Origin of the sequence: Aliiglaciecola sp. NS0011-25 (genome assembly GCF_040370605.1) — a bacterium.
Lineage (GTDB): Bacteria > Pseudomonadota > Gammaproteobacteria > Enterobacterales > Alteromonadaceae > Aliiglaciecola > Aliiglaciecola lipolytica_A.
This window is the reverse complement of record NZ_BAABWR010000017.1, coordinates 1-20,928: the sequence shown is the minus strand read 5'-3', so window position 1 is coordinate 20,928 and position 20,928 is coordinate 1. Positions and strand designations below refer to the sequence as shown.

Annotated in this window: 12 protein-coding genes; 4 read left to right on the top strand and 8 right to left on the bottom strand. The window is 41.1% G+C overall.

What is annotated here, in order from left to right:
• Window positions 1-51: 51 nt before the first annotated feature.
• Entirely contained in the window at window positions 52-2,730 is a 2,679-nt protein-coding gene (locus tag ABWV72_RS15045) for a bifunctional acetate--CoA ligase family protein/GNAT family N-acetyltransferase (RefSeq protein ID WP_353371483.1), read from the bottom strand.
• 69 nt (window positions 2,731-2,799) lie between these two features.
• On the opposite strand from ABWV72_RS15045, the gene ABWV72_RS15040 reads away from it, so the two are divergent.
• Entirely contained in the window at window positions 2,800-3,729 is a 930-nt protein-coding gene (locus ABWV72_RS15040) for a histone deacetylase family protein (protein WP_353371481.1), read from the top strand.
• 87 nt (window positions 3,730-3,816) lie between these two features.
• Here ABWV72_RS15040 and ABWV72_RS15035 read toward each other — a convergent pair whose 3' ends face one another.
• The 3 genes from ABWV72_RS15035 to ABWV72_RS15025 form a co-directional block, all read right to left on the bottom strand.
• Window positions 3,817-4,764 carry a PfkB family carbohydrate kinase gene (locus ABWV72_RS15035; protein ID WP_353371479.1) on the bottom strand — a complete coding sequence of 316 codons (948 nt, stop codon included), beginning with the start codon at window positions 4,762-4,764 and terminating at the stop codon, window positions 3,817-3,819.
• Window positions 4,765-4,849: 85 nt separating this feature from the next.
• Window positions 4,850-6,364 carry a mannitol dehydrogenase family protein gene (locus ABWV72_RS15030; protein ID WP_353371477.1) on the bottom strand — a complete coding sequence of 505 codons (1,515 nt, stop codon included), beginning with the start codon at window positions 6,362-6,364 and terminating at the stop codon, window positions 4,850-4,852.
• Window positions 6,365-6,377: 13 nt separating this feature from the next.
• Window positions 6,378-8,099, bottom strand: a complete 1,722-nt coding sequence (locus ABWV72_RS15025; protein WP_342805070.1) for a purine-cytosine permease family protein — start codon at window positions 8,097-8,099, stop codon at window positions 6,378-6,380.
• A 673-nt stretch (window positions 8,100-8,772) separates the two neighbouring features.
• On the opposite strand from ABWV72_RS15025, the gene ABWV72_RS15020 reads away from it, so the two are divergent.
• Window positions 8,773-9,777, top strand: a complete 1,005-nt coding sequence (locus ABWV72_RS15020; RefSeq protein ID WP_303499360.1) for a YHYH protein — start codon at window positions 8,773-8,775, stop codon at window positions 9,775-9,777.
• Window positions 9,778-9,814: 37 nt separating this feature from the next.
• Window positions 9,815-10,357, top strand: coding sequence for a hypothetical protein (locus tag ABWV72_RS15015; protein ID WP_353371474.1), 543 nt, complete (start codon window positions 9,815-9,817; stop codon window positions 10,355-10,357).
• Between the two features lie 84 nt (window positions 10,358-10,441).
• Here the strand turns inward: ABWV72_RS15015 and ABWV72_RS15010 are convergent, their stop codons facing one another.
• Both ABWV72_RS15010 and ABWV72_RS15005 read right to left on the bottom strand, forming a co-directional pair.
• A complete protein-coding gene (locus ABWV72_RS15010; protein WP_353371472.1) occupies window positions 10,442-12,829 on the bottom strand; it encodes an efflux RND transporter permease subunit in 2,388 nt (795 codons plus the stop codon).
• Window positions 12,819-13,712, bottom strand: coding sequence for an MlaA family lipoprotein (locus tag ABWV72_RS15005; RefSeq protein ID WP_353371470.1), 894 nt, complete (start codon window positions 13,710-13,712; stop codon window positions 12,819-12,821). Before ABWV72_RS15005 ends, ABWV72_RS15010 begins: the two co-directional genes overlap by 11 nt.
• A 631-nt stretch (window positions 13,713-14,343) precedes the next feature.
• Here ABWV72_RS15005 and ABWV72_RS15000 point away from each other — a divergent pair.
• Window positions 14,344-16,413 carry a response regulator gene (locus ABWV72_RS15000; protein WP_353371576.1) on the top strand — a complete coding sequence of 690 codons (2,070 nt, stop codon included), beginning with the start codon at window positions 14,344-14,346 and terminating at the stop codon, window positions 16,411-16,413.
• A 6-nt stretch (window positions 16,414-16,419) separates the two neighbouring features.
• Here the strand turns inward: ABWV72_RS15000 and ABWV72_RS14995 are convergent, their stop codons facing one another.
• Window positions 16,420-19,440, bottom strand: a complete 3,021-nt coding sequence (locus tag ABWV72_RS14995) for a sigma 54-interacting transcriptional regulator (protein WP_353371468.1) — start codon at window positions 19,438-19,440, stop codon at window positions 16,420-16,422.
• Window positions 19,441-19,451: 11 nt separating this feature from the next.
• The coding region (locus ABWV72_RS14990) for a putative bifunctional diguanylate cyclase/phosphodiesterase (protein WP_353371466.1) at window positions 19,452-20,928 on the bottom strand (1,477 nt) is incomplete at its 5' end.

Below are 20,928 nucleotides of genomic sequence, written 5' to 3'. Positions count from 1 at the left end.
ATTTGTTTTCAGCTTATTGCAGATAAAACAATAAACTCGCGCATTGTGAGTTTACTGCTGTAGATATTTAACCACATTGAAAATACTGCGATCTTCTGGATCACGCTTGATTTCAAATCCTAAACTTTCGCAAAAACCTAACATTCCTGTGTTTTCAGCCAAAACCATGCCCTCCATTCGCTCTAACCCCTTTGCCTTGGCACTTTCTATAAGTGCATTCATTAAGCGCACAGCGATGCCTTTACGATGCCAATCATCGGCCACCACGACAGCAAATTCACAACTTACTTTATCAATATTGGTGATGTAGCGAGCAACGCCTATTTCACGTTCCATTTTGCCGCTGCTGATTACTGCCAGTAATGCCATTTCTAAGTCGTAATCGATCTGTGTAAAGCGCACCAACATACTTTGCGGCAGCTCTTTAATGCTTTGCATAAAACGAAAATACTTTGCAGTGGGTGACAAAGTACTCACAAATTGACGTTCTAAATTAGCATCTTCTGGTCTAATTGGGCGGATTTCCAATAACACACCAGAGCTAAGCTCTTCTGTTTTTGCCAACTCCATTGGGTACGGATGAATTGCCATATGGTCATAACGTCCGGTTTGCGAATGCGCTTCAATGAAAATTTTAGCATCTAAAGCAATAGCGTCGTATTCATCAACCACCAACGGATTAATTTGCAATTCTTTAATCCAAGGCAACTCACAGGCCATTTCAGATAAACGTAACAATACATGCTCAATGGCCCCCATATTACATCCCGGAAGTTGCCTAAATGCCCCTAACATTTTGGCAATACGTGTATTGTTCATTAACTCACGGGCTAGGGTTTTATTCAGTGGTGGGATTGCCACCTCTCGGTCGCCCATAATTTCTGTTGCGATGCCACCAGCAGCAAAAGTAATTATTGGACCAAAAACAGTATCATTAGATATGCCAACCAACACTTCCCTGCTGCGTTTTTTAATGTACATGGCTTCAACTGTTACACCACTTATTTCCGCTTCGGGGAAGTATTTGGAAACCGAATCTATAATATCGTGATAAGCATTTTTTACCGCCTCGTCGTTTGAAATACCTAATCTCACGCCACCCACATCAGACTTATGGGAAATGGTTTTACTGTAAACCTTCATCACAACGGGATAACCGATGGTTTTAGCAATCTGGATTGCTTCGTTTATATCATGGGCCAAACTAGCATGCGTTGTAGAAATATTGTACGAATCAAGGACTGCCATTGACTCTAAATCAGTCAAGACCGTGCGCCCTTCACTCAACGCGTGCTCAATGACTGACTTAGCCGCTTCAGTATTGACCTTTTCTTCCTTTTGCAAAGGATCGGGTGCTTGCAATAAAAGACGTTGGTTACGAGTAAAATTGCGCAAATAGGAAAATGCTTCAATGGCAGCTTCTGGTGTGGTGAAGGTTGGAACTTGATTATCTTCTAAATAGGTTCTTCCTTCAGCCACCATTTCCCCGCCCATAAAACAGCAAATAATAACTTTTGATGATTTTTTGGAGGCTTCTACAATTTCTTTGGCCACTTGCAATGGTTGCGTCATTGATTGCGGAGACAAAATAATCACTATGCCATGCATAGTTTTATCCTTTAAACATAAGGAAAGAACTTGCTGATAACGCTCCGGCGTTGCATCACCAATAATATCGATAGGATTGTCTTTAGACCAATTGGCTGGCAGCACTTGGTTCAATTGTTTTTCTGTATCGTCACTTAACGAAATTAAATTTAAATTTAAATCAGTTGCGCGGTCAGCAGCAATAGCCCCTGGACCTCCGCCGTTGGTGATAATTGCTAAGTTTTCACCTTCTAAACGTTTGTTGGTAGACAACACTGTCGCGCCAACAAAGAGATCAAAAACTCGATAGCCTCTCACCGCGCCAGCTTGGCGTAACACTGCGTTAAATACGTCGTCCTCTCCAGAGGTTACTCCAGTATGCATTTGCGCAGCCATGGTACCTTTATTATGTCGCCCTACTTTCAACACTAAAACCGGCTTCACCCGAGACGCACGTTTTAGCTCACTTATAAAGGAGCGGGCATGATTGATGCCTTCAATATACAAAAGAATGCTTTTAGTTCGTGAATCGTAGGTTAGGTAATCGAGTAATTCCCCAAATTGCACGTCAGCAGCACAACCAATAGATACCACCGCAGAAAACCCCAATTTACGGGATTTAGCCCAGTCAAGAATCGATGTACACAATGCACCAGATTGGGACACCAGTGCCAAACTACCTTGATTAATTTCGCCACAGTGAAACGTTGCATTAAGACCCGTTACCGGACGAGCCACGCCAAGACAATTAGGTCCAATAAGACGAATTTTGTATCGCTTGGCCGTTTGTTGTACTGCATCTTCAAGCTTTTTGCCTTCTTCATTGGCTTCTCCAAACCCAGCAGATAAGATGATCGCGGCTTTCACACCTGATTTTCCACACTCTTCCATCAATTGATTGGTAATCGAAGCGGGCGCGGCAATAATAGCCAATTCAACGGGTTTGTAGATTTCTGAAATGCTGTTGAAACATCGTCGACCGAGGACTTCGGCATGACGAGGATTAATAAAATAAATAGGTCCTTTGAACTTACCTGAGGTTAAATTGAGAGACACCGTCTTTCCGATCGATGATTCGCGCTCACTTGCGCCGAACAAGGCGATTGAACTGGGGGAAAAAAATGAATGTAAATAATGTTTCATTTAAAATCTCTTAGATGTTAGCGCTTTTGTTTTGCTATCATTATCCCATACAACTTATAGGGTTATTTTATGTCTTCTACGGCTTTTATTACACATCCTAATTGTTTACTCCATGAAATGGGAGATGAACATCCTGAAAGCCCAGCTCGTTTACATGCAATCCAAGATGGCTTAATTCAATTTGGATTGGCTGACTTCATACTCAATATCCCTTCACAAAAAGTATCTAAAGATCTGTTAAAGCAAACTCACACTCCGCGCCATGTTGAACAGATTGAACAATTTTCACCGCCAAAAGGCCAGTACTTTCCGGTAGATGATGAAACGAAAATGAATCATGCATCTTTCGAGGCTGCTTTATTTTCTGCTGGTGCAGGTATAGTTGCTATTGATGGTTTATTCAATCAAAAATTTAAAAATGCTTTTTGTGCCGTAAGACCACCAGGTCATCATGCCGAAAAAGATCAAGCCATGGGATTTTGTCTTTTCAACAATATTGCGGTTGCGGCGACCTACGCCAAAGAGCAATATAATCTTACACGCATTGCAATTTTAGACTTTGATGTACATCATGGAAATGGCACTGAAGACATTCTGAAAAATGACCCTGCAATACTATTTTTATCTTCATACCAGTATCCGTTTTATCCTTACACCATACCTAAAAAAGCCGCTGAAAATTGCTTACATTACCCATTACCAGCCGGCACCGATTCTCAAACATTTCGACAATGTTACGCTGAACGGGTGTTGCCTGAACTACAAAAATTTGCACCTGAACTAATTCTTATCTCCGCTGGTTTTGATGGTCATCATACCGACCCACTTGCAGATTGGGATTTGTTAGACTCGGATTATTCTTGGTTAACTCAGCAAATCATGGACATCGCAGATACCTGTTGCGACGGAAAAATAGTTTCATTTTTAGAAGGTGGGTACAGTTTATCGGCACTTAGAACAGGTGCTATTGCACATATTAAAACGTTAATGAAGATCTGAGGTTTACAATGCTGCAAGAGCGTTGATATTGGCAGCCAGCACAATCATATTGTGTGGCTACCACTGGTGGGGAGTAATTTGCAGAATTTATTTGTTTAGCGAGCTTATGAGGGTTTCTACTTGTTCAAAAGTAGGAGGATTACAACCTATGCTTTCAACATTTAGACCGGCAGCCACAGCACCAAACCTTAGACCATCCATCAAAGTTTCTTCAGGGGCAGAGGTGCAAAGCGCATCATTTTTTAACAGGCGCGCAAGCATGGCAGAGAAAAACGTGTCACCAGCCCCTACCGTATCACCAAACACAGCCGGCTTATGGACTGCTTGAAATAAATTGTATTGATCGGTTATTAGGTGCGATCCGCCCTCTCCCAAAGTTAAAACTACCATGCCATTTTCCATTCTATCGAGCATAGATTTAGCATGAAATTCTGGTTTACCGTAAAGGCCTTTTAGCTCTAGATCTTCATCGCTCACCTTGACAATATCGGCGAACTCTACGAATCGCCATATCGACGCTACGTATTGGTGATGATTTTCTTCAACGCCTTTCCGGACGTTAACATCGATACTAATTTTCACGCCACGTGACTTCAAAGTGGTAATAACTGGAATCAACACTTCGAGCATTTCAGGCACGATTGCTAGAGAGCCGGTGTGAAAAAGGTCAAGATCATCCGGCAGCATTGATAATAGTTTTTCTGAGGTAATATCTAAATCTGCAACTGACTTTCGATACAAACGGTAGTTCGGTTTTCCATCTTCAGCTTTATACACCAAAGCAAGAGACGTATTTTTGCTTGAACGATTATTTGCAGGAACATGAATTCCTTCACTAATGACTGAACTATGGATTTTTTCACCTAAATAATCCGTCGATATGGGTGATAAATAAGTACAGTCAATTGCTTGTTTAACGAAGCTTCTAGCCACGTTGAACGGTGAACCACCGATGAAAGGTTGATAACTTCCATCTTGTTGCTGAATCATGTCAAACAACGCCTCACCAAATACGGCAACTTTAGGAATAGCCATAGTAACTCCAAAATTCTAAAAATAAGCCAAGTCGACTAAAGCTAGCCGACGTTATGCAAAAGCACAAATATTAACTCTAGTATCCCTAAGATACCGCTAACGCTGTGCTATTAATAATTGACTGCATGTGTTTTTTCACATTTGGATCGGTATAGATCGCCTTTAAGTGTTTTTTATAGACGTCCATGAAACCTTGGTTTTTGTTTAAATCTCCAAAAATTGAAGTCATTTCCAAAAACGAAGCGGGATTCACTGCATATTTAGCGGCTGCAACATGCAACTGCTGAGACATCACATCTATGATAGTGATCTCTTTGCCGTGACGATCAGTCTGTTTGTCGCTGTAATAACACCATGCAGCTAATACCAGTGCAGCGCACTGGATATCGCCTTCTTGACGCAAATTATCGTTGATAGTTGGAATTAAGAAAGTCGCCAATTTCGAAGCACTTTCAGAACAAATTCGCGTTAAATGATCTTTAATATTCGGGTTTGCAAAGCGAATTAGTAACGTTTGTTTATACTCATCTAAGTCAATTCCACTTACCGGAGGCAAAATAGGCGTGACTTCATTGTCCATAAATAATTGCAAAAACTGACGGAAAACAGGATCTTGAATACTCTCATCAATCGTCTCAAAACCATGGATTGACCCCAAAATACCAAGCACTGAATGGCCTGCATTTAACAGTCTTATTTTCATGTTTTCGTAAGGTGTCACATCGGCAACAAATTGCGCTCCAACTTTCTGCCACTGCGGTCTACCTACGCTGAACTTATCTTCAATTATCCATTGATGGAAAGGTTCGCAAGTGACTGGCCATTCATCTGATACCCCCATTTCCGATGCCAAATAATTAATATCAGCTGGGGTTGTTACCGGAGTAATGCGATCGACCATGGCATTGGGAAACGGAACTTCTTGTTCAATCCATTTGGCCAGCTCAAAATCAACTTTTCGGCTGTACGCCAGCAACATTTTACGGGCAACATCACCATTGTGCTGAATATTGTCACAAGATTGCACCGTAAAAGGAGGTAGCCCCCTTTCCATACGCAGTTTCAATGCAGCAGTCAAAAAACCAAAAACTAAACGAGGAGCAAATGGATTCGCTAAATCATGAATGACATCAGGATTATCAAAATCAAACTCATTGGTCGCTGGATTAAAATTGTAACCACCTTCAGTAATCGTTAGCGAAACTATTTTGGTATCGGCATCCGCCATTTTCTGGATGACCGAATTAGGCTCATCACATCCCATCAAGAAATCGGTCATGCAACCAATCACTTGATTTTCTATCGTGCCGTTAGGATGTTTTACAATTAGCGTGTAAAGGTAATTTTGCTGTTCAAGAATTGATTTCATTTTGCGATCAGCATCTCTTAATCCGACCCCGCAAATCCCCCAATTAAGGTCGCCCGTTTGATTCATGTAAGCGTCGGTATAATAAGCTTCATGAGAACGGTGAAAACCACCAACACCTACATGCACAATTCCAGCTTTGACTTTTTTACGGTCGTAATTGGGCACCGAAATACCGCTAGGTAGATGGTGAAGGTTATCTTCATTTAGACGAACATTGGATTGAGTATTCATTAACCTTCCCCTTCTACGCTTGCGTAGTTAATTGTTTTTTACGCTGCATATTCCAATATGCAGTAATGAAATAAGTAATAGTGCAGACGAAACCAACAGTTTGAAACAGATCGCGATTGGCTTCATATGCGGGTATACCCGAACTGAAAAACATGGTTTTAATTGCAAATATAGTCGTGATTATTAGGCTACTAATGGACACCACCTGAAGAACTTTCGAAAACAATGAAGTATCAATGCGCACGTCTGGCTCCAGACTAGCCTGTTGCTCTTGGAATTCTTCTACACGTTGTTCAAACACTTCCATTTGCTGTTTCTCGTGTGGATATTCTTCCGATGCGCCGTGGTATTTTGCCAACACTATGTAACACACAGTTGTGAAAAACCAAGTTGGGATAAATAGGTAATAAAAAGACAACACATCAAGCGCATTTAACCCAAACCCAAATGTCAGTCCAAGACCCCATGACGCAACGGCGGGCACACTGTGAGTAAGGTTTTTGAAGGTAACCCAGTAACGCGTGAAACCTATACGTGGAAAGACAAAGTGTTCCGTGAATACGATTGCGCCAACGGGCACAACTAACAGTCCGGCGTAGGTTAATAGCGGCAGCATTTTGTTAAATACAAAGGGGAAACAGGCGATGATGACGGCAACAATTCCTACAATCAAGGTCGTTTTGTTTCTAGATTGGTTTTTAAAAATAGCTTGCGCAGCAAGACCTGAGCGGTACAGGTTGGCATTTGCAGTAGTCCAACCTGCCACAATGACGATCACTAAGCCCGATAGGCCTAATGCTTGAAAAGCAACGTCACCTGGATCTAATTCAATAATGGATTTTTTCACAATGATAGCGGTGCCTGCCCCCATTATTCCTGCAGAAATCCAAGCAATATAGTGTCCAAATAACATGCCTGCTGAGGTACACAAACCATATGCACGTCTTTTCGCATAACGTAAAAGTGCCATATCAATCAAACCGACGTGGGTAATAGTGTTGGCCGCCCAAGAAAAACCAATCACTTCCAACAGTCCAATACCAGGTTCGCCATTCGCGTTCACACCTGTCCACACCGATAAGCTACCAATTTCCATAAAATCAGCCCAGCCGCTCAAGCTGGTATCACCTAGTACATGTTGAGACAGTGCAGGTAATAGAACTAGCGGGCCACACACAAACATGACAAATAACCAAGGAGCACAAATACGCGAGAAATTAGAGACCGCTGTAAAACCATACATGGCGACTAAAACAACGATGGTTCCAACCGCTAGTACTACACACACAAACCATAAATTAGTGGGATACCAATTGAGTTGCGCCGGGATATTCAAGGCGAATCTCACGGCTGTCGCAGAAACCGTAATCATTGCTGCTGAGATAACCGTGAAAATGATGACATTGACCCAGTTATAAAGGGTCGTCATCGAATTGCCGGCTATTTTTTGCAAATAAGTGTACAAACTCAAGCGAGTTTCAATGGCGATTGGCGTAGTTATCAATGTCCAACTCAACACCGCGAGAACGTTACCGATCAACAAGCCAAGTAAAATATCTGACATAGTAGCGCCGAGGGCTACAAATGTGGCTCCAATGACAAATTCGGTAGCGGCAACATGCTCACCAGCATATAAGCCTAAAAAATGTGTCCATCCCTTTAACTTATGTTTAGGAATAGGTAGTTGCTCTTCACCAACAGTATTCAGATTAATTTCATATTTATCAGGTGTCATATTTATTACCTGTCGTTATATTGTAGTTGTGGGCTAGTCGGCCCCAATAAAAATAAATGAATCAAAATAATAGTTTTAGTACGGCATTACCATGCTATTGATTCGCTTTTACTGATCATTTCAGGTTTTCTAAAGAAAACCCCATTATGCGCATATGCTCATGATGTGAGCATATTCCCACAAATTATCTGTAAAGGTCAATATATTGTTAATTAAATAACCTAAAAAAAGTTGCAAATTTACTATTTTGTTAAAGTTGAAGTGCTTTTCAGGCATCTCATAACACACCTAAAATTCAAATTATTATTTATAGCATTCAATTAGATACGATAATTTAAGATACATTAAAATCGATGTTAGAAGAGTTTTTCACTAAGCATTAAAATGTTAATTATTTTTGACAGATTGAATGTTAATAATTTAATTCTCAGCCAGAATCTAATCCCTCGAATATCAAAAGAACAAAAGAAAGAAACACAAAATGGCGAAAATTGTGTGCGTCATCTTGCTAGCAGATATCCCATTTCATTACTTGAAATTGATGTTTTCGCGACTTCCACATTAATTTCGCTGTTTGTGCACCGCTTCTGCACATTGCTCTTTTAAGCTCTCAGTACAAGATTTATGACAATGCATGATTAACAACAATGGTTAACTTATAGGGATCTAACTGATGAGAATGTTACATAGGTTTAAAACCTGTTCTATAAATTTACTGACGGTAGCAGCACTGTCTTGCTGGTTAACAGCATGCAATGGAGAAAGCACCGAGACAACGGAGACAGATTCAGAGCAAACGTCTTCCGATCAAGACACTACGAGTAACGACAATGGGACTGCATATTCAAGTGACTCAACCGATGGTGTGCTGTGTACTTATTATTATAACGAATACAATGACTCAGAATCAGTTTCTGCTACGAGCTATGCTGATTGGTCTTGCGATGGAACCAACCGTAACTTAACCGCCAATGGTATACCCGATCACGTTGTAGGTACCTTCCCAAATGCTGGTAATCCCAATACGATTTCAGAACAATCTGTGTCCGTCAGCTATACGTTAGCACCAACAGAGTCGACCAATGTGACTCAATTAGGCGGGCCTCGAGGTGCCGTTGGCTATGTGCTTAATGGCGTAAAAATAGACGCTGATACTGCTGGAAGTTGTAACGATTCAGGTGACGACTGCAGTCTAATCGACAATAGTGGAAATTGGAGTATCGAAGCCCTAAGTCAGAATGTGTTTGATTTTGGTACCGATGACAATAATGCTCACGTGCAACCTGATGGTACATATCACTATCACGGAATGCCAGAAGGCTTTATCACACTGCAAAATGGCAATAGCAACGCAATGACCCTCATTGGTTGGGCCGCTGATGGTTTCCCTATTTATGCCCGATACGGCTACAGTGATGCCTTGGATGCCAGCTCAGAACTAACGTCCATGACGGGAAGCTATCAATTGGTAGAGTCAGTTAGTGATAGTCGACCTTCCACTGACACTTACCCACTTGGCACTTTCTTGCAAGACTGGGAATATGTTGAGGGCTCTGGTGACTTAGACGAATGTAATGGTCGCATTGGTGTTACGCCAGAATTTCCTGAAGGCATTTACCACTATTTTGCTACTGATACTTATCCATTTTTTCAACGTTGCATAAAAGGGTCATTGTAATATGTTAGCGTCAAACCGAAAGACAGCGTCTCTCATCATGAATAATTTTGCAGTTTTAACGATGGCGGCATTGCTATTTTGCTACGGCATACTTCAACCGGTAAACGCCCACTTAATGGTTGCTCAGCACGGAACTTTAAACTTTATTGAAAATGATGTGTATATGGTGTTATCGCTACCTGTTTCTGGCATCGAAAACATCGATGAGAATAAGGATGGTGTGGTATCGATGATCGAATTTAATAATCAGCGAACCACAATCACGCAGCAAGTTAAAAAGCAAATAAGCATGAGTGACCAGCACGGCAATATAGCGGTAGAGTCGATAATACTTTCACCGGTTATTGATCATCATGCTGAAGAACAATCTTTATCTCAGATGCAACCCTTATCTCAAATAACAGTGATGGGTAAATTTGCCCTTAAAAGTGACGCTGAAAAACTCACTTTCCACGCCAATATATTTGGCACCTCCCCTTCCGAGCAAAATTTGGAAATCACGGCTAAAAACAAACAAAAAGCCGAAAAACACAGCTTCGTCTTGACCCCAACGGTTTCGTCAGCTCAGCTGTTTGAATAAAACTTCTTGTTTAAACTAAACTCCCTCTGCTCAGTCTTACTGATGCAGAGGGGATCTTTGGGTTACACAATTTGTAATCCAAAACTAGTTTTTCACAAAACGCTTTAACAACACCGGTAACAACGTTGAATCAGTCAACAGCGCCATTAGCATCGCCAAGCCAGTTAATAACCCAAACAAGATACTAGGTACAAAATCAGAGAAGCTTAACAATGCAAAGCCAATTGTGATGATGGTCGTCGTGAATAATAGTGCGTAACCCACGCTGTTGAAGGTTTTTTTAATCGCTTCAGCGGGTTTTGAACTTTTTTGGGTTTCAAGATATCGATGAATAAAATGGATGGTATCATCTACCGCAATCCCCATAGCGATGGCCGATATGGTGATCGTCATTAAATCTAATGGAATTGCCAACAAGCCCATCACACCTAAAATAGTCATAGTGGTAAGAATGTTGGGAATGACGGCAACCAGCGCAATGCGCACCGACCGAAATATCGCAAATAAAACAAAGAATAACGCGATAAAGACTAATCCTAACGTCATAATTTGGGATTTAAACAAACGCTGTAGTATGTCTTGATACAGCACAAACAGGTTGGTTAAAAAATAGTCTTGCTTATCGACACCAATTGTTTGCATATCGGCTTTGAGATTTTCTAAAAATTCAGCACGATTAAAATCAGCTGTGCTGTCTTTAATCCGAGTACTGATTCTAAGTTGATTGGTTTTAGGGTCGAAATACGCACCTAACAATTTATCTTTAAGCGACTTATCCACCAAAGTATAAATGGCTGTTAATTCGTACTCGGTTAACGGCTTTTGATCATTTATTCGCATCGCCAATTCGGTAAAATTGAATACCGAAGTCACATTGCCCATGGCATCATAACTTTGCAACACGGCTTGGATTTTTTGTAATGTTTGGACAGACTCCGCAGTTAACACTAGTTGTTTGTCTTGTTGTTCATTGGGAATCGTATACACCACATCCATTGGCGTAGAGCCCCCGAACTCTTGGTCTATAAACGTTAACTCCTGGCGCACTTTTGTTGACTCTTTAAAATAGTTTAAAAAACTATTTTCCACATCCAAACGCATAATCCCAATGACGGATATCCCCACCAGCACTAGGCTCAAGACGCCAATGGTTTTTGCATAATTTAAGCTAAGCGCAGTGAAGCCGTTGATAATTTTTTGAGTAACTCGATTTTCACCGCTTTCGTCTTTATGGGATAAAACCGATAGAAATGCAGGAAACAGCAACAAGCTCACCAGAATAGAGATAATCATAGCGACTATCATCATCCAACCGAAACTAACCACAGGTTGAATCCCGCTAAATAGCAAAGATCCAAATCCAACAGAGGTGGTTAACCCAGCATAAAGACAAGGCTTAAACTTGTTTTTTAAGGTTTGTTCTAATAACTCGGATTGACTGTCTTGACTATTTTTCACAGCCAGTTGTCGATACTCTACAATCAAGTGAATCATTACAGCTAAAGTCAGAATAAGCTGCAAAGCGATGAAATTTGAGGAAATAACAGTGGTCCGCAGATCTAATAAACCAAAGATTCCCACCGTTAATAGAACACTCAAACTACAAGATACGACCGGTAATACTACCCAGCGTACGCGGCGAAATAAAATAAATAGCATCACCACAATAGCTCCACCAATAGCACTGCCAAATAGCACAAGATCGCGCTTAATAATATCAATCATTTGTTGGCCTAACACGTAAGCCCCGCCTAAATAGAAACTCGCGTCTTGTTGATATTGTTCGGTAATTTCATAAATTTTGTCTATTTCTTGTTTGCGTTGGGCTTTCAGTTCTTGGTCGATAGGATCAGCTTGCGCTTTTAGTAGGTTTATTTTTTCTTGCTCATCCTCACTTAACTCCCTTTCAAGGGCATTTTTTTGAATATCTGTGATCTGATTTTGAATCTCGACTAATTGGCGATTTTTTTTGAATACGATTTGGATAGCAGTCGCGCTTTGCTTTTTATTGACGAGTAAATCAGTAAACAACGGATGGTCCTGAAAAACTTGTTGCATTTGTTGTGCTGAATAACGCTGTGATTCCCAAGTGTACGCATCTGGATCTAAATCGGCACTTAACGATGTGGCATTGCTGAGCAGCGGAACATTGAGTATGTGGGTTACCGATTTAACTCTGGGAAATGCCGAGAAAGCATCGCCAAGTTGCTGAAGTTGCTCGAAGGTTTTATCTGAAAAAACAGCGTGATTTTTCGGTTCATAAGCCACAAGTATAAATTCATCCGGCGAGAATTTTTGATTCATTACCTGAGTTTCAATATAAAGCTGATTGTCCTTTACCAATAATGTATCTGCTGAAGCATCAATTCTAAATCGCTGTGCAAAATAGGCCGAAATAATCCCCAAGATAACAAATGCGAGCAGAATCCATTTGCTGTGACGGATCAACAGTTGCGCTAAATTACTTTTCACTACTGTCCGCCCTCTGCTGTGAATCTAGATTAGTGGTTTTATTACGATTTTTTTCACTGTTCGCAGGTGAAGGGGAAAATTGTTGAGGCGCACCTTCAAATTGCTCATCCCTTTCTACGCTCTGAAGATACATATTTCTGAAAAAAGTATAAGGATCATCAGATTGCGCTCTTAATTCTTCATAAGAGGGAGCTGTAGGGACAAAGTCGTTGAAACCATCTAGTCCTTGTAAATAGCTTGATTCAGGCGAGTCAGAAATCACATGAACGGGACTCAAAATACTTTCACTAAGAGTAGAAAAGGCGTTCCTGAAATCTGACTGACCGAGGATTGGTAACACCAAATAATTGCCATAACCAACATCATACGACGCCAAAGTATCACCTATAGTTGCGGTTTCTTCCGGCATATCAAACCAAGCATCGGCTGGGTCAAACAAACCCAGCAATCCCACAGTAGAGTTAATTAAAAATCGTCCCAAATTGGTTCCCGATTTTTTACCTTCACCTTGGGCCAAATTATTTAAAAGATTGAGAGGTTCCCGTAAATTACTGAAAAAATTACCAATGCCGGTTTGCACAGGATCTGGCACTACAGCATCGTAGCCTTTGCCAACTGGGATTAGAAAATAACGATACACAACATCATTAAAAGCAAAAATAGGCCGATTGATTGACTCCAAAGGGTCCGCAAACGTAACAGGATCATAAGTGACCACTGTAGGCGTTAATACCTGCTCCCCTTGGGAGGTATTGATAGTAATCTGCTGGTTACTTGGAGGTTGTGCATCGACTTGCTCAACACGACTAGAACTGCATCCACTGACAACCAGAACACTGATTAAGCATACCAATGTGATGTATCTATTTAACGGATTTAGCATATTTGAATCCAACATAAGGTGTTCTCATCCAATTGTAGAACTACAGGTGTGTCGACAACGCTTTGGCCAACTCCCATTGCGCGAACTAATCTGAAATAGCAATATACTTGCCAAACAGTGCTACGACTTTTTTATGCTTGTAAAGTTAATAGCATTAGGATGTACGCTATCAAGCGTGAATATTCGATCATATTCTTGGCAGACTAGTAAATCCGTTACCTACGCTGATTTCGAATAGCTGCTGATGATTAAAAAATTAGGCCATACAATGTGTTTAATCAAGGACTGGAAACACAGATTAGGATGACTAATAGCGGCCTCAGTGAAAAGAAAATTGTAAAACTTACTCTCAAGTAGAAATAGCTACAGTAATTAAGGTCTAGTTGACTTTGTAATAAAACAACAAAGGCGCGGTTACTCAAAAATTAGGGTTCATTTTCTTATATTGAATTTGGCGAAAATTTTTCGCGAAGGGTTGCATTTATCACACGTCTCTCTAATCTAGTTGATAAGCGATCTCAAAGAAGCAAATCATGTGTTAACCACTCTATTTAGTAAACACTTAACAATTAGAGCACGTTATATAGTGGCACTTTTCCTAGTGGCGGCTACAGTCTCTGTTTCTGCATTAATGTTGCGGTATATAATTAAAACACAAATGAATGATGCTTATATCGTCAATATTGCAGGCCAACAACGCATGCTGTCGCAACGCATTGCACTGTTTGTCACTCGACTATCAACCTGTCCAGATGACAAATCGCAGCAAAGTCAGGCGCTACAATCCACAGTTGAAACATTTGAGCGTAATCGCGTTTATCTAAGTGAGTTACCAAACTTGCCCGCTAAAGTACAAGAGCTGTATTTTGGTGAGTTTGGGTTAAATTTAAAAAGCCAAAACTACGCTGAAGCGGCACTCAATTTTAGTAGCCTTGCTGATACATGTGGAGCTATCCCTTCACACTTTAATACAACTGAAACCGACAAACTTCTTTTTGCCCTTAATCAAGTTGTGCAGGAATTTGAGTTGGCTGCGCGCGAACGAGTTGAGCGAGTGGCAAACATTGAATTGTTTTTGTGGTTATTTACCTTGCTATTATTAGTGCTTGAAGCTCTTCTAATTTTTCGACCTATGGAAGCCAAAATTACAAGTAGTTTGGCGTCGCTGCGTTTAACGTTGCACAAAGCCGAAGAGTCAGCACGTCAGGCAAAACAGGCCAATAAAGCGAAATCTGAATTCTTAGCCAATATGAGCCATGAATTGAGAACCCCAATGAACGGTTTGTTTGGCATGATAGAGTTGGCCATCGATAATCCAAGTAAAAGTAATGACTACTTAAAAAAGGCTAAAAGCGCTGGCAAACAATTGTTGGTGCTGATAAATGATGTACTTGACCTGTCAAAGATTGAAGCGGGTAAGTTACGCATTGAACGGACACCATTTGATTTAGTTCAGCTATTCGATGACGTTGCATCTGTGCAGTCGGCGAATTGTCGAATAAAAAACTTAACCTTCAATTTTCACAAAACAACCAGTTTGCCCACTCGTGTCATAAGCGACCCTACGCGGTTATCGCAAATCATGCACAACTTATTGAATAATGCCATTAAGTTCACCGACGTTGGCAGCATAACCCTTTCTGTTGGCGTGAACGTTAAAAACAAGAAGTATTGGCTGTCTATTAGTGTTAAAGATACTGGGATTGGAATCGAAGCCCAAAAACTGTCTTCTATTTTTAATAAGTTTGAGCAGGCAGAACAATCCACCACTAGATTGTTTGGAGGTTCAGGGTTGGGGTTAGCTATCACTAAGCAGTTAGCTGATTTGATGCAAGGTGAACTCACGGTGCAAAGTGAATTAGCTAAGGGCAGTTGCTTTACGCTATCAATACCGATTGAAATAGACAGTGAGAAAGTCGAAAACATTCACTCACAAGTGCATTTAAAGTGTGCCATTGTCGATGATTTAATTACGAGTAGAGAATATATTGAGCATGTTGCCAAATCACAAGGTATGAACACCTCTACCTTCAATTCTGCGGAACAATTTTTAACCACCGACACCTCACAATTTGACATCTTAATCCTCGACCTATCGATGCCTGGTTTGAGCGGTGTTGATTTAATTGAAGAACTGTTAAGACAAAAGGGGACGCAACTCCCCTACATCATTTTGGTCTCAGCACTTATCGAAGATTTAGAATGTTCGGAAGACGTGCGAAAAGTAATATGGCGCACCCATGCTAAGCCTATTATCAGACAAGAATTAGAGGGTGATTTACGTCAATTACAAAAAACTCATTTACTGCAGGATTCTAAAGCTGAACCATCACAAAGTAGTTTTAAAATTTTGGTTGCCGAAGACAATGAAATTAACGCTGAAGTGGTCAAAACAATGCTTGAAGCTGCTGGTTACGATGTGTCAATTGTAAGCGACGGTGAAAAAGCTATTAACGCCTGTATATTTGAACAATTTGATTTGATTTTAATGGACTTACAAATGCCTGTTATGGATGGCTTAACTGCGACGGTTAAATTAAAAACAAAGTTAAACTTTAATAAGCCAATTATTGCACTCACAGCTAATGCTTACGTTGAAGATAGAGAAAAGTGCAAAGCCGCAGGCATGACCGATTTTCTGTCCAAACCAATTGATAAAGTATCGCTGCTCTCTATGATTCAAAAGTACTTAAAAGACTAACCCAAATTAACCTTGGTATTGTTGCATTATTTTACGCAAAGTGGGTTGAGTTACATCCAATAACTTGGCTTTTGCTTGTTGGGTTATCTGTTGCCTAACGACAATTGCATACATTGTAGATTCTAAGGTAGACCACAGATTGGGGATTGCGTCTCCATCCAGGAAGCGTTGCAGCAACGAGCTGCATTCAACAGTTAACTCTTCTAATAGAGGGTGATCAATTGCAGTATCTTTTAATTTTGCAGAGCGTCTTCGTAAAGTCGATTCTGACTGCTCAACTTTGAGTGCGACTTGATAAAGGCTTCCCCATTTTTGTAGACACAATTCAATCCATAGTTTTTCTAACCAAACAGTGACCGGAAAAGATGTTGGTTGTTGAGTGGCCAGACAGACAACCTTGTTTAGCAACACGGTTAAAGCCGGCAACAGCTCTTCGTCGTCATCTTGGGTAAGCTCTACAGTCTGTAAACTCGGCGTGGCATGAGAAGCTGAGGGCTGCAGCTCTAAAGATGGCGCTTGTAGATTCAAGTGCTCAGATTCTAAATAGTCACTGGGGCAAGTTATAACAGCCCGCATAATACAGTTTCGAAGTTCTCTTACGTTGCCAGGCCAACTGTAACGACGTAATGTCTCGACTGCTGATGACGAAATATCGAGAATTGGTTTATTGTATTGCTGACTAAACTTCTTCAAAAAATGTCGCGCTAACAGCAAGGTGTCCTCGCCACGCTGATTCAAAGGAGGCAAATTTAACGTGAAAACGTTAATTCGGTAGTAAAGATCAGCACGAAAACGACCTGCGGCCACCTCATCTGATAAATTGCGATTGGTTGCCAATACCAGTCTAACATCCACTTTCCTTACCCTTTGATCGCCCACGGCAACAAAGGTTTTCTCTTGTACGAAGCGCAATAATTTTGATTGTATGTCCAGTGGTAACTCCCCTACCTCATCTAGAAACAAGGTACCACCGTCAGCTTGCGCAATCATTCCTGGTTGATCACTGGTGGCTCCAGTGAAGGCTCCTTTTCTGTGCCCAAAAAGCTCACTCTCAATCAGATGTTTAACTATGGTACTGCAATCGACGGTGATAAAGGGTTTATTGGGCTGTAATCCGTGATTATGGATTTGTCTGGCTATCACTTCTTTACCAGTTCCTGATTCACCGATAAGCAACACAGATGCATCTGTTGGGGCTACTAATTGTACCTGCTGCATCAAGGTGCGCATCGCAGCAGATTCAAATAACAACTCGTGGGTTTGATGATTATCAGGTTCACTTTTCGCTGGGCTGTTGCCCTGTTTATGACTTTGATCCAACAATATAATTCGATCAATGGCAGTACCTAAGTTCGCCGAGACTTGTTGTAGTAATTCAGTGTATTTTTTAGCCACAGGTTGCTGGTTGCTATGCCAACGCAAGACAATAACCCCTAGGCATTTACCGCGAGTCACTAAAGGTACAGAAGCTTGAAGCGTAGTGGCGTTCAGCTCAAGTAAAGGTACAGCGGTCAAATTATCTAGATTATCGACCTGGATATTAGTGGTAACCCATTGATGGACACTTTTCACCTCTACTTTAGGCTCACTTGCGCAAGATAAATTAATTAAACCATCGCCTTTGGTTAAATATAATCCGGCATACATCGATGACATTCCGCTGCTGATGAGCTGACAGACTTGCTCAGAAAAGCTTTGCAAATCGTGTGTACTGCCGATAATACGAATAATATCCCATTGCAGCGTAATGAGTTTGAAGTCGTCATCGGCGGCATCAGAAAACTTACCACTCATGCGATCTAAATTAGCCAATATGTTAGCGTCGAATTTCGGTTGCCAGCAAACTAATGTGCCGCCTCCGATGCTTCGCGCGGCTTGTAGCGCGGCATTTGCTCGTCGAAAAAGCTCTAACGGAGAATGTTCGTTAAGCTGTTCTTCTGACTCAATAGTGGCTAAGCCAAAACTAAAATCCAAATTAACTTTTTTAGCTGAAAAGCGTTTTTTACGCAGCATTTCACGCATGCGAGATGCTAAAACCTGACCTTGTTGTTCATTCGTTTCTGGTAGATGAGCAGCGAATACAGCTCCGCTAAAGCGGCTAGCAAAATCAGCGGAACGCAATAAATCCGACATACATTGTATAATTTCAGCTAAAACTTGATCGCCTATATCGCGGCCATATTGTTGATTAAATGCCGCAAAATCGTCGGGATTCACCAGCAAAAGCGTTACCGGTGTATTTTTTGCGGCCGACTGTTCTAACCACTCCTGATTCTGCCAACTAGCGATCTGCCTTAAAATCAATAAAGTGTCATCATGATTAAAAGGGCCAACAAAGCCATCGAGCATAACCACTGCATCTTTCAATTGAACAGGAAATGGTGGCAACCTAGTCATTGAGTGAGTACGACTTAAATCAGCCAAAATTTGTGTCATTCGACGTTTAGCGATTGAAGAGGGAATGTGCAGACACGAAAGCAATGTTTGACCGATTACTGACTTCCCAGACTCCCCCATAACCTTTAGTAAAGGCGCATTCATTTCAATTATTTGGCCATGCGAATTTAGGGTCAAAGACATTTCCCCTAAACACTCAGTTAACATCGATAGTTTTTGCTTGGTGGTGGAGAAATCCGCCAGCAATCGATGCTGCTGTTGTATTAACGACAGTACTGGCAAGACTGTAGGTGGTTGTTTCCAGTCTAAATACCAGTGCCCGTTTATTAATGGTTTTAACGGTTGATATGAGGGGTCTTGTGGTAACCAAAATACCTGCAAGCCATGCAAGTTAAATCTGTTGCTCAAAGAAGTCCCGTGCTCTTCATTTTGACAAAGCAATAATATTGACGTTGGCAAACTCTGCTCAGCCAGCGCTGTAATAACGAAATCGTACTTTGCAGCAAAGGTGTGTTGGAGCGCAGAAATCGCCGCGGAATATTCAGAATCGGCGGCTAAATCACCATCAATAAACAGTGTTATTTGATCTTTATTTTCTTCAACAGCTTCATCAGACTTGCAAGGTTTCATTGTTATTATTCTTATTTTTGCATAAGGTGAGTAAAGTTCTGAGTTAACAAAGGAGCTATATATTCAGCTGCCAATGGCCGTGAGAATAAATAGCCTTGCAACAATAAATGTTTACTATTTTTTAATATTTCTATTTGCCCAGCATCTTCGATACCTTCGGCGATCACACCGAGATTCAAGCTTTGAGCAAGGGCTAAAATAGCTTCTACAATCGCCACATCATCAGGTGCAGAGTCCAAATCACACATAAATGAGCGATCAATTTTTAATATATCAATAGGGAATTTTTTCAAGTAACTCAACGACGAGTAACCCGTTCCAAAATCATCGACAGCTAACGTTACCCCTAAGGTTTTTAATTCAATCAAGCGTGCAATATTTTCTTCGGCATCACTCATAATCACCGATTCAGTTAACTCCAATTCGAGTAACTCTGCTGGTAATCCACTGTTACGCAGGGCCTCAGCTACGATTTCGGTAAAATTATGTTGTCTAAATTGATGACCTGAGACATTCACCGCCACTCTGACAGGCGTATTGTTGTTCATCCAGATTTTGGCTTGCTGGCAACTTTGCTCTAATACAAGCTGTCCCAAAACATTAATTAAACCGGTCTCTTCGGCAATAGCGATAAATTCATCTGGCGGAATCATTCCTCCATTTGCTGGCAACCACCTTACGAGCGCTTCAACTCCCAGTATGTGTCCCGTTTGCGCACAAACTTGTGGTTGGTAAAAAGGTATGATTTCACCGGCGTTGAGCGCTTGACGTAGATCTTGCTCGAGTTGTAATCGAGCTGCAGCTTTAGCATTCATTGAGTCACGGTAAAACTTATAACAACAGCGGCCTGCTTGTTTGGCAGAGTACATCGCTGTGTCTGCATTTTTAAGTAAGGTCTCGGCATCTTCTCCATCATTAGGGAATACCGAAATACCAATACTGGGTGTAATTACCACTTCAAACTGTTCTAGTTGAAATGGCTTACTGAAGCTACGAATAACTCTTTCAGCTACTAAGGTGGCCTCATTCGCATCATTTAGTCCATTTAAAAAAATGGTAAATTCATCCCCGCCAAAACTGGAAAGTTGCGGTTGATTTAAAGAGAGACTCTGTCCTACGCGGGCAAAAACATCACTATCCCGTAAATTAGTTTGTAGGCGATGAGCCACTTTGCGCAGTAATTTGTCGCCATTACTGTGCCCCATGGTGTCGTTTATCCGCTTGAACCGATCAAGATCGATAAATAACATTGCGGCTTGATGTTGTTTACGCTGAGCTAAAGCAAGAAAACGTTGCAAATCTTGCATTAAGTATTGGCGATTAGGCAAGCCAGTCAAAGTATCATAGAAAGCCAGTTGATGGAGTTCTTTTTGCTGCGTTACTAAATCTGCAAAGGCTTGACTCGCACGGAGGATGTACTTAACTCTTTCACCCAAAATTGGCCATCTAATAGGTTTGGCAATAAAGTCAGTTGCCCCTACCGCATAT

Excerpts from the sequence above, each read along its gene's own strand:
- ABWV72_RS15045 (WP_353371483.1), bottom strand. The coding sequence starts at position 2,730 with ATGAAACATTATTTACATTCATTTTTTTCCCCCAGTTCAATCGCCTTG.
- ABWV72_RS15040 (WP_353371481.1), top strand. The coding sequence starts at position 2,800 with ATGTCTTCTACGGCTTTTATTACACATCCTAATTGTTTACTCCATGAA.
- ABWV72_RS15035 (WP_353371479.1), bottom strand. The coding sequence starts at position 4,764 with ATGGCTATTCCTAAAGTTGCCGTATTTGGTGAGGCGTTGTTTGACATG.
- ABWV72_RS15030 (WP_353371477.1), bottom strand. The coding sequence starts at position 6,364 with ATGAATACTCAATCCAATGTTCGTCTAAATGAAGATAACCTTCACCAT.
- ABWV72_RS15025 (WP_342805070.1), bottom strand. The coding sequence starts at position 8,099 with ATGACACCTGATAAATATGAAATTAATCTGAATACTGTTGGTGAAGAG.
- ABWV72_RS15020 (WP_303499360.1), top strand. The coding sequence starts at position 8,773 with ATGAGAATGTTACATAGGTTTAAAACCTGTTCTATAAATTTACTGACG.
- ABWV72_RS15015 (WP_353371474.1), top strand. The coding sequence starts at position 9,815 with ATGAATAATTTTGCAGTTTTAACGATGGCGGCATTGCTATTTTGCTAC.
- ABWV72_RS15005 (WP_353371470.1), bottom strand. The coding sequence starts at position 13,712 with ATGCTAAATCCGTTAAATAGATACATCACATTGGTATGCTTAATCAGT.
- ABWV72_RS15000 (WP_353371576.1), top strand. The coding sequence starts at position 14,344 with ATGTTGCGGTATATAATTAAAACACAAATGAATGATGCTTATATCGTC.
- ABWV72_RS14995 (WP_353371468.1), bottom strand. The coding sequence starts at position 19,440 with ATGAAACCTTGCAAGTCTGATGAAGCTGTTGAAGAAAATAAAGATCAA.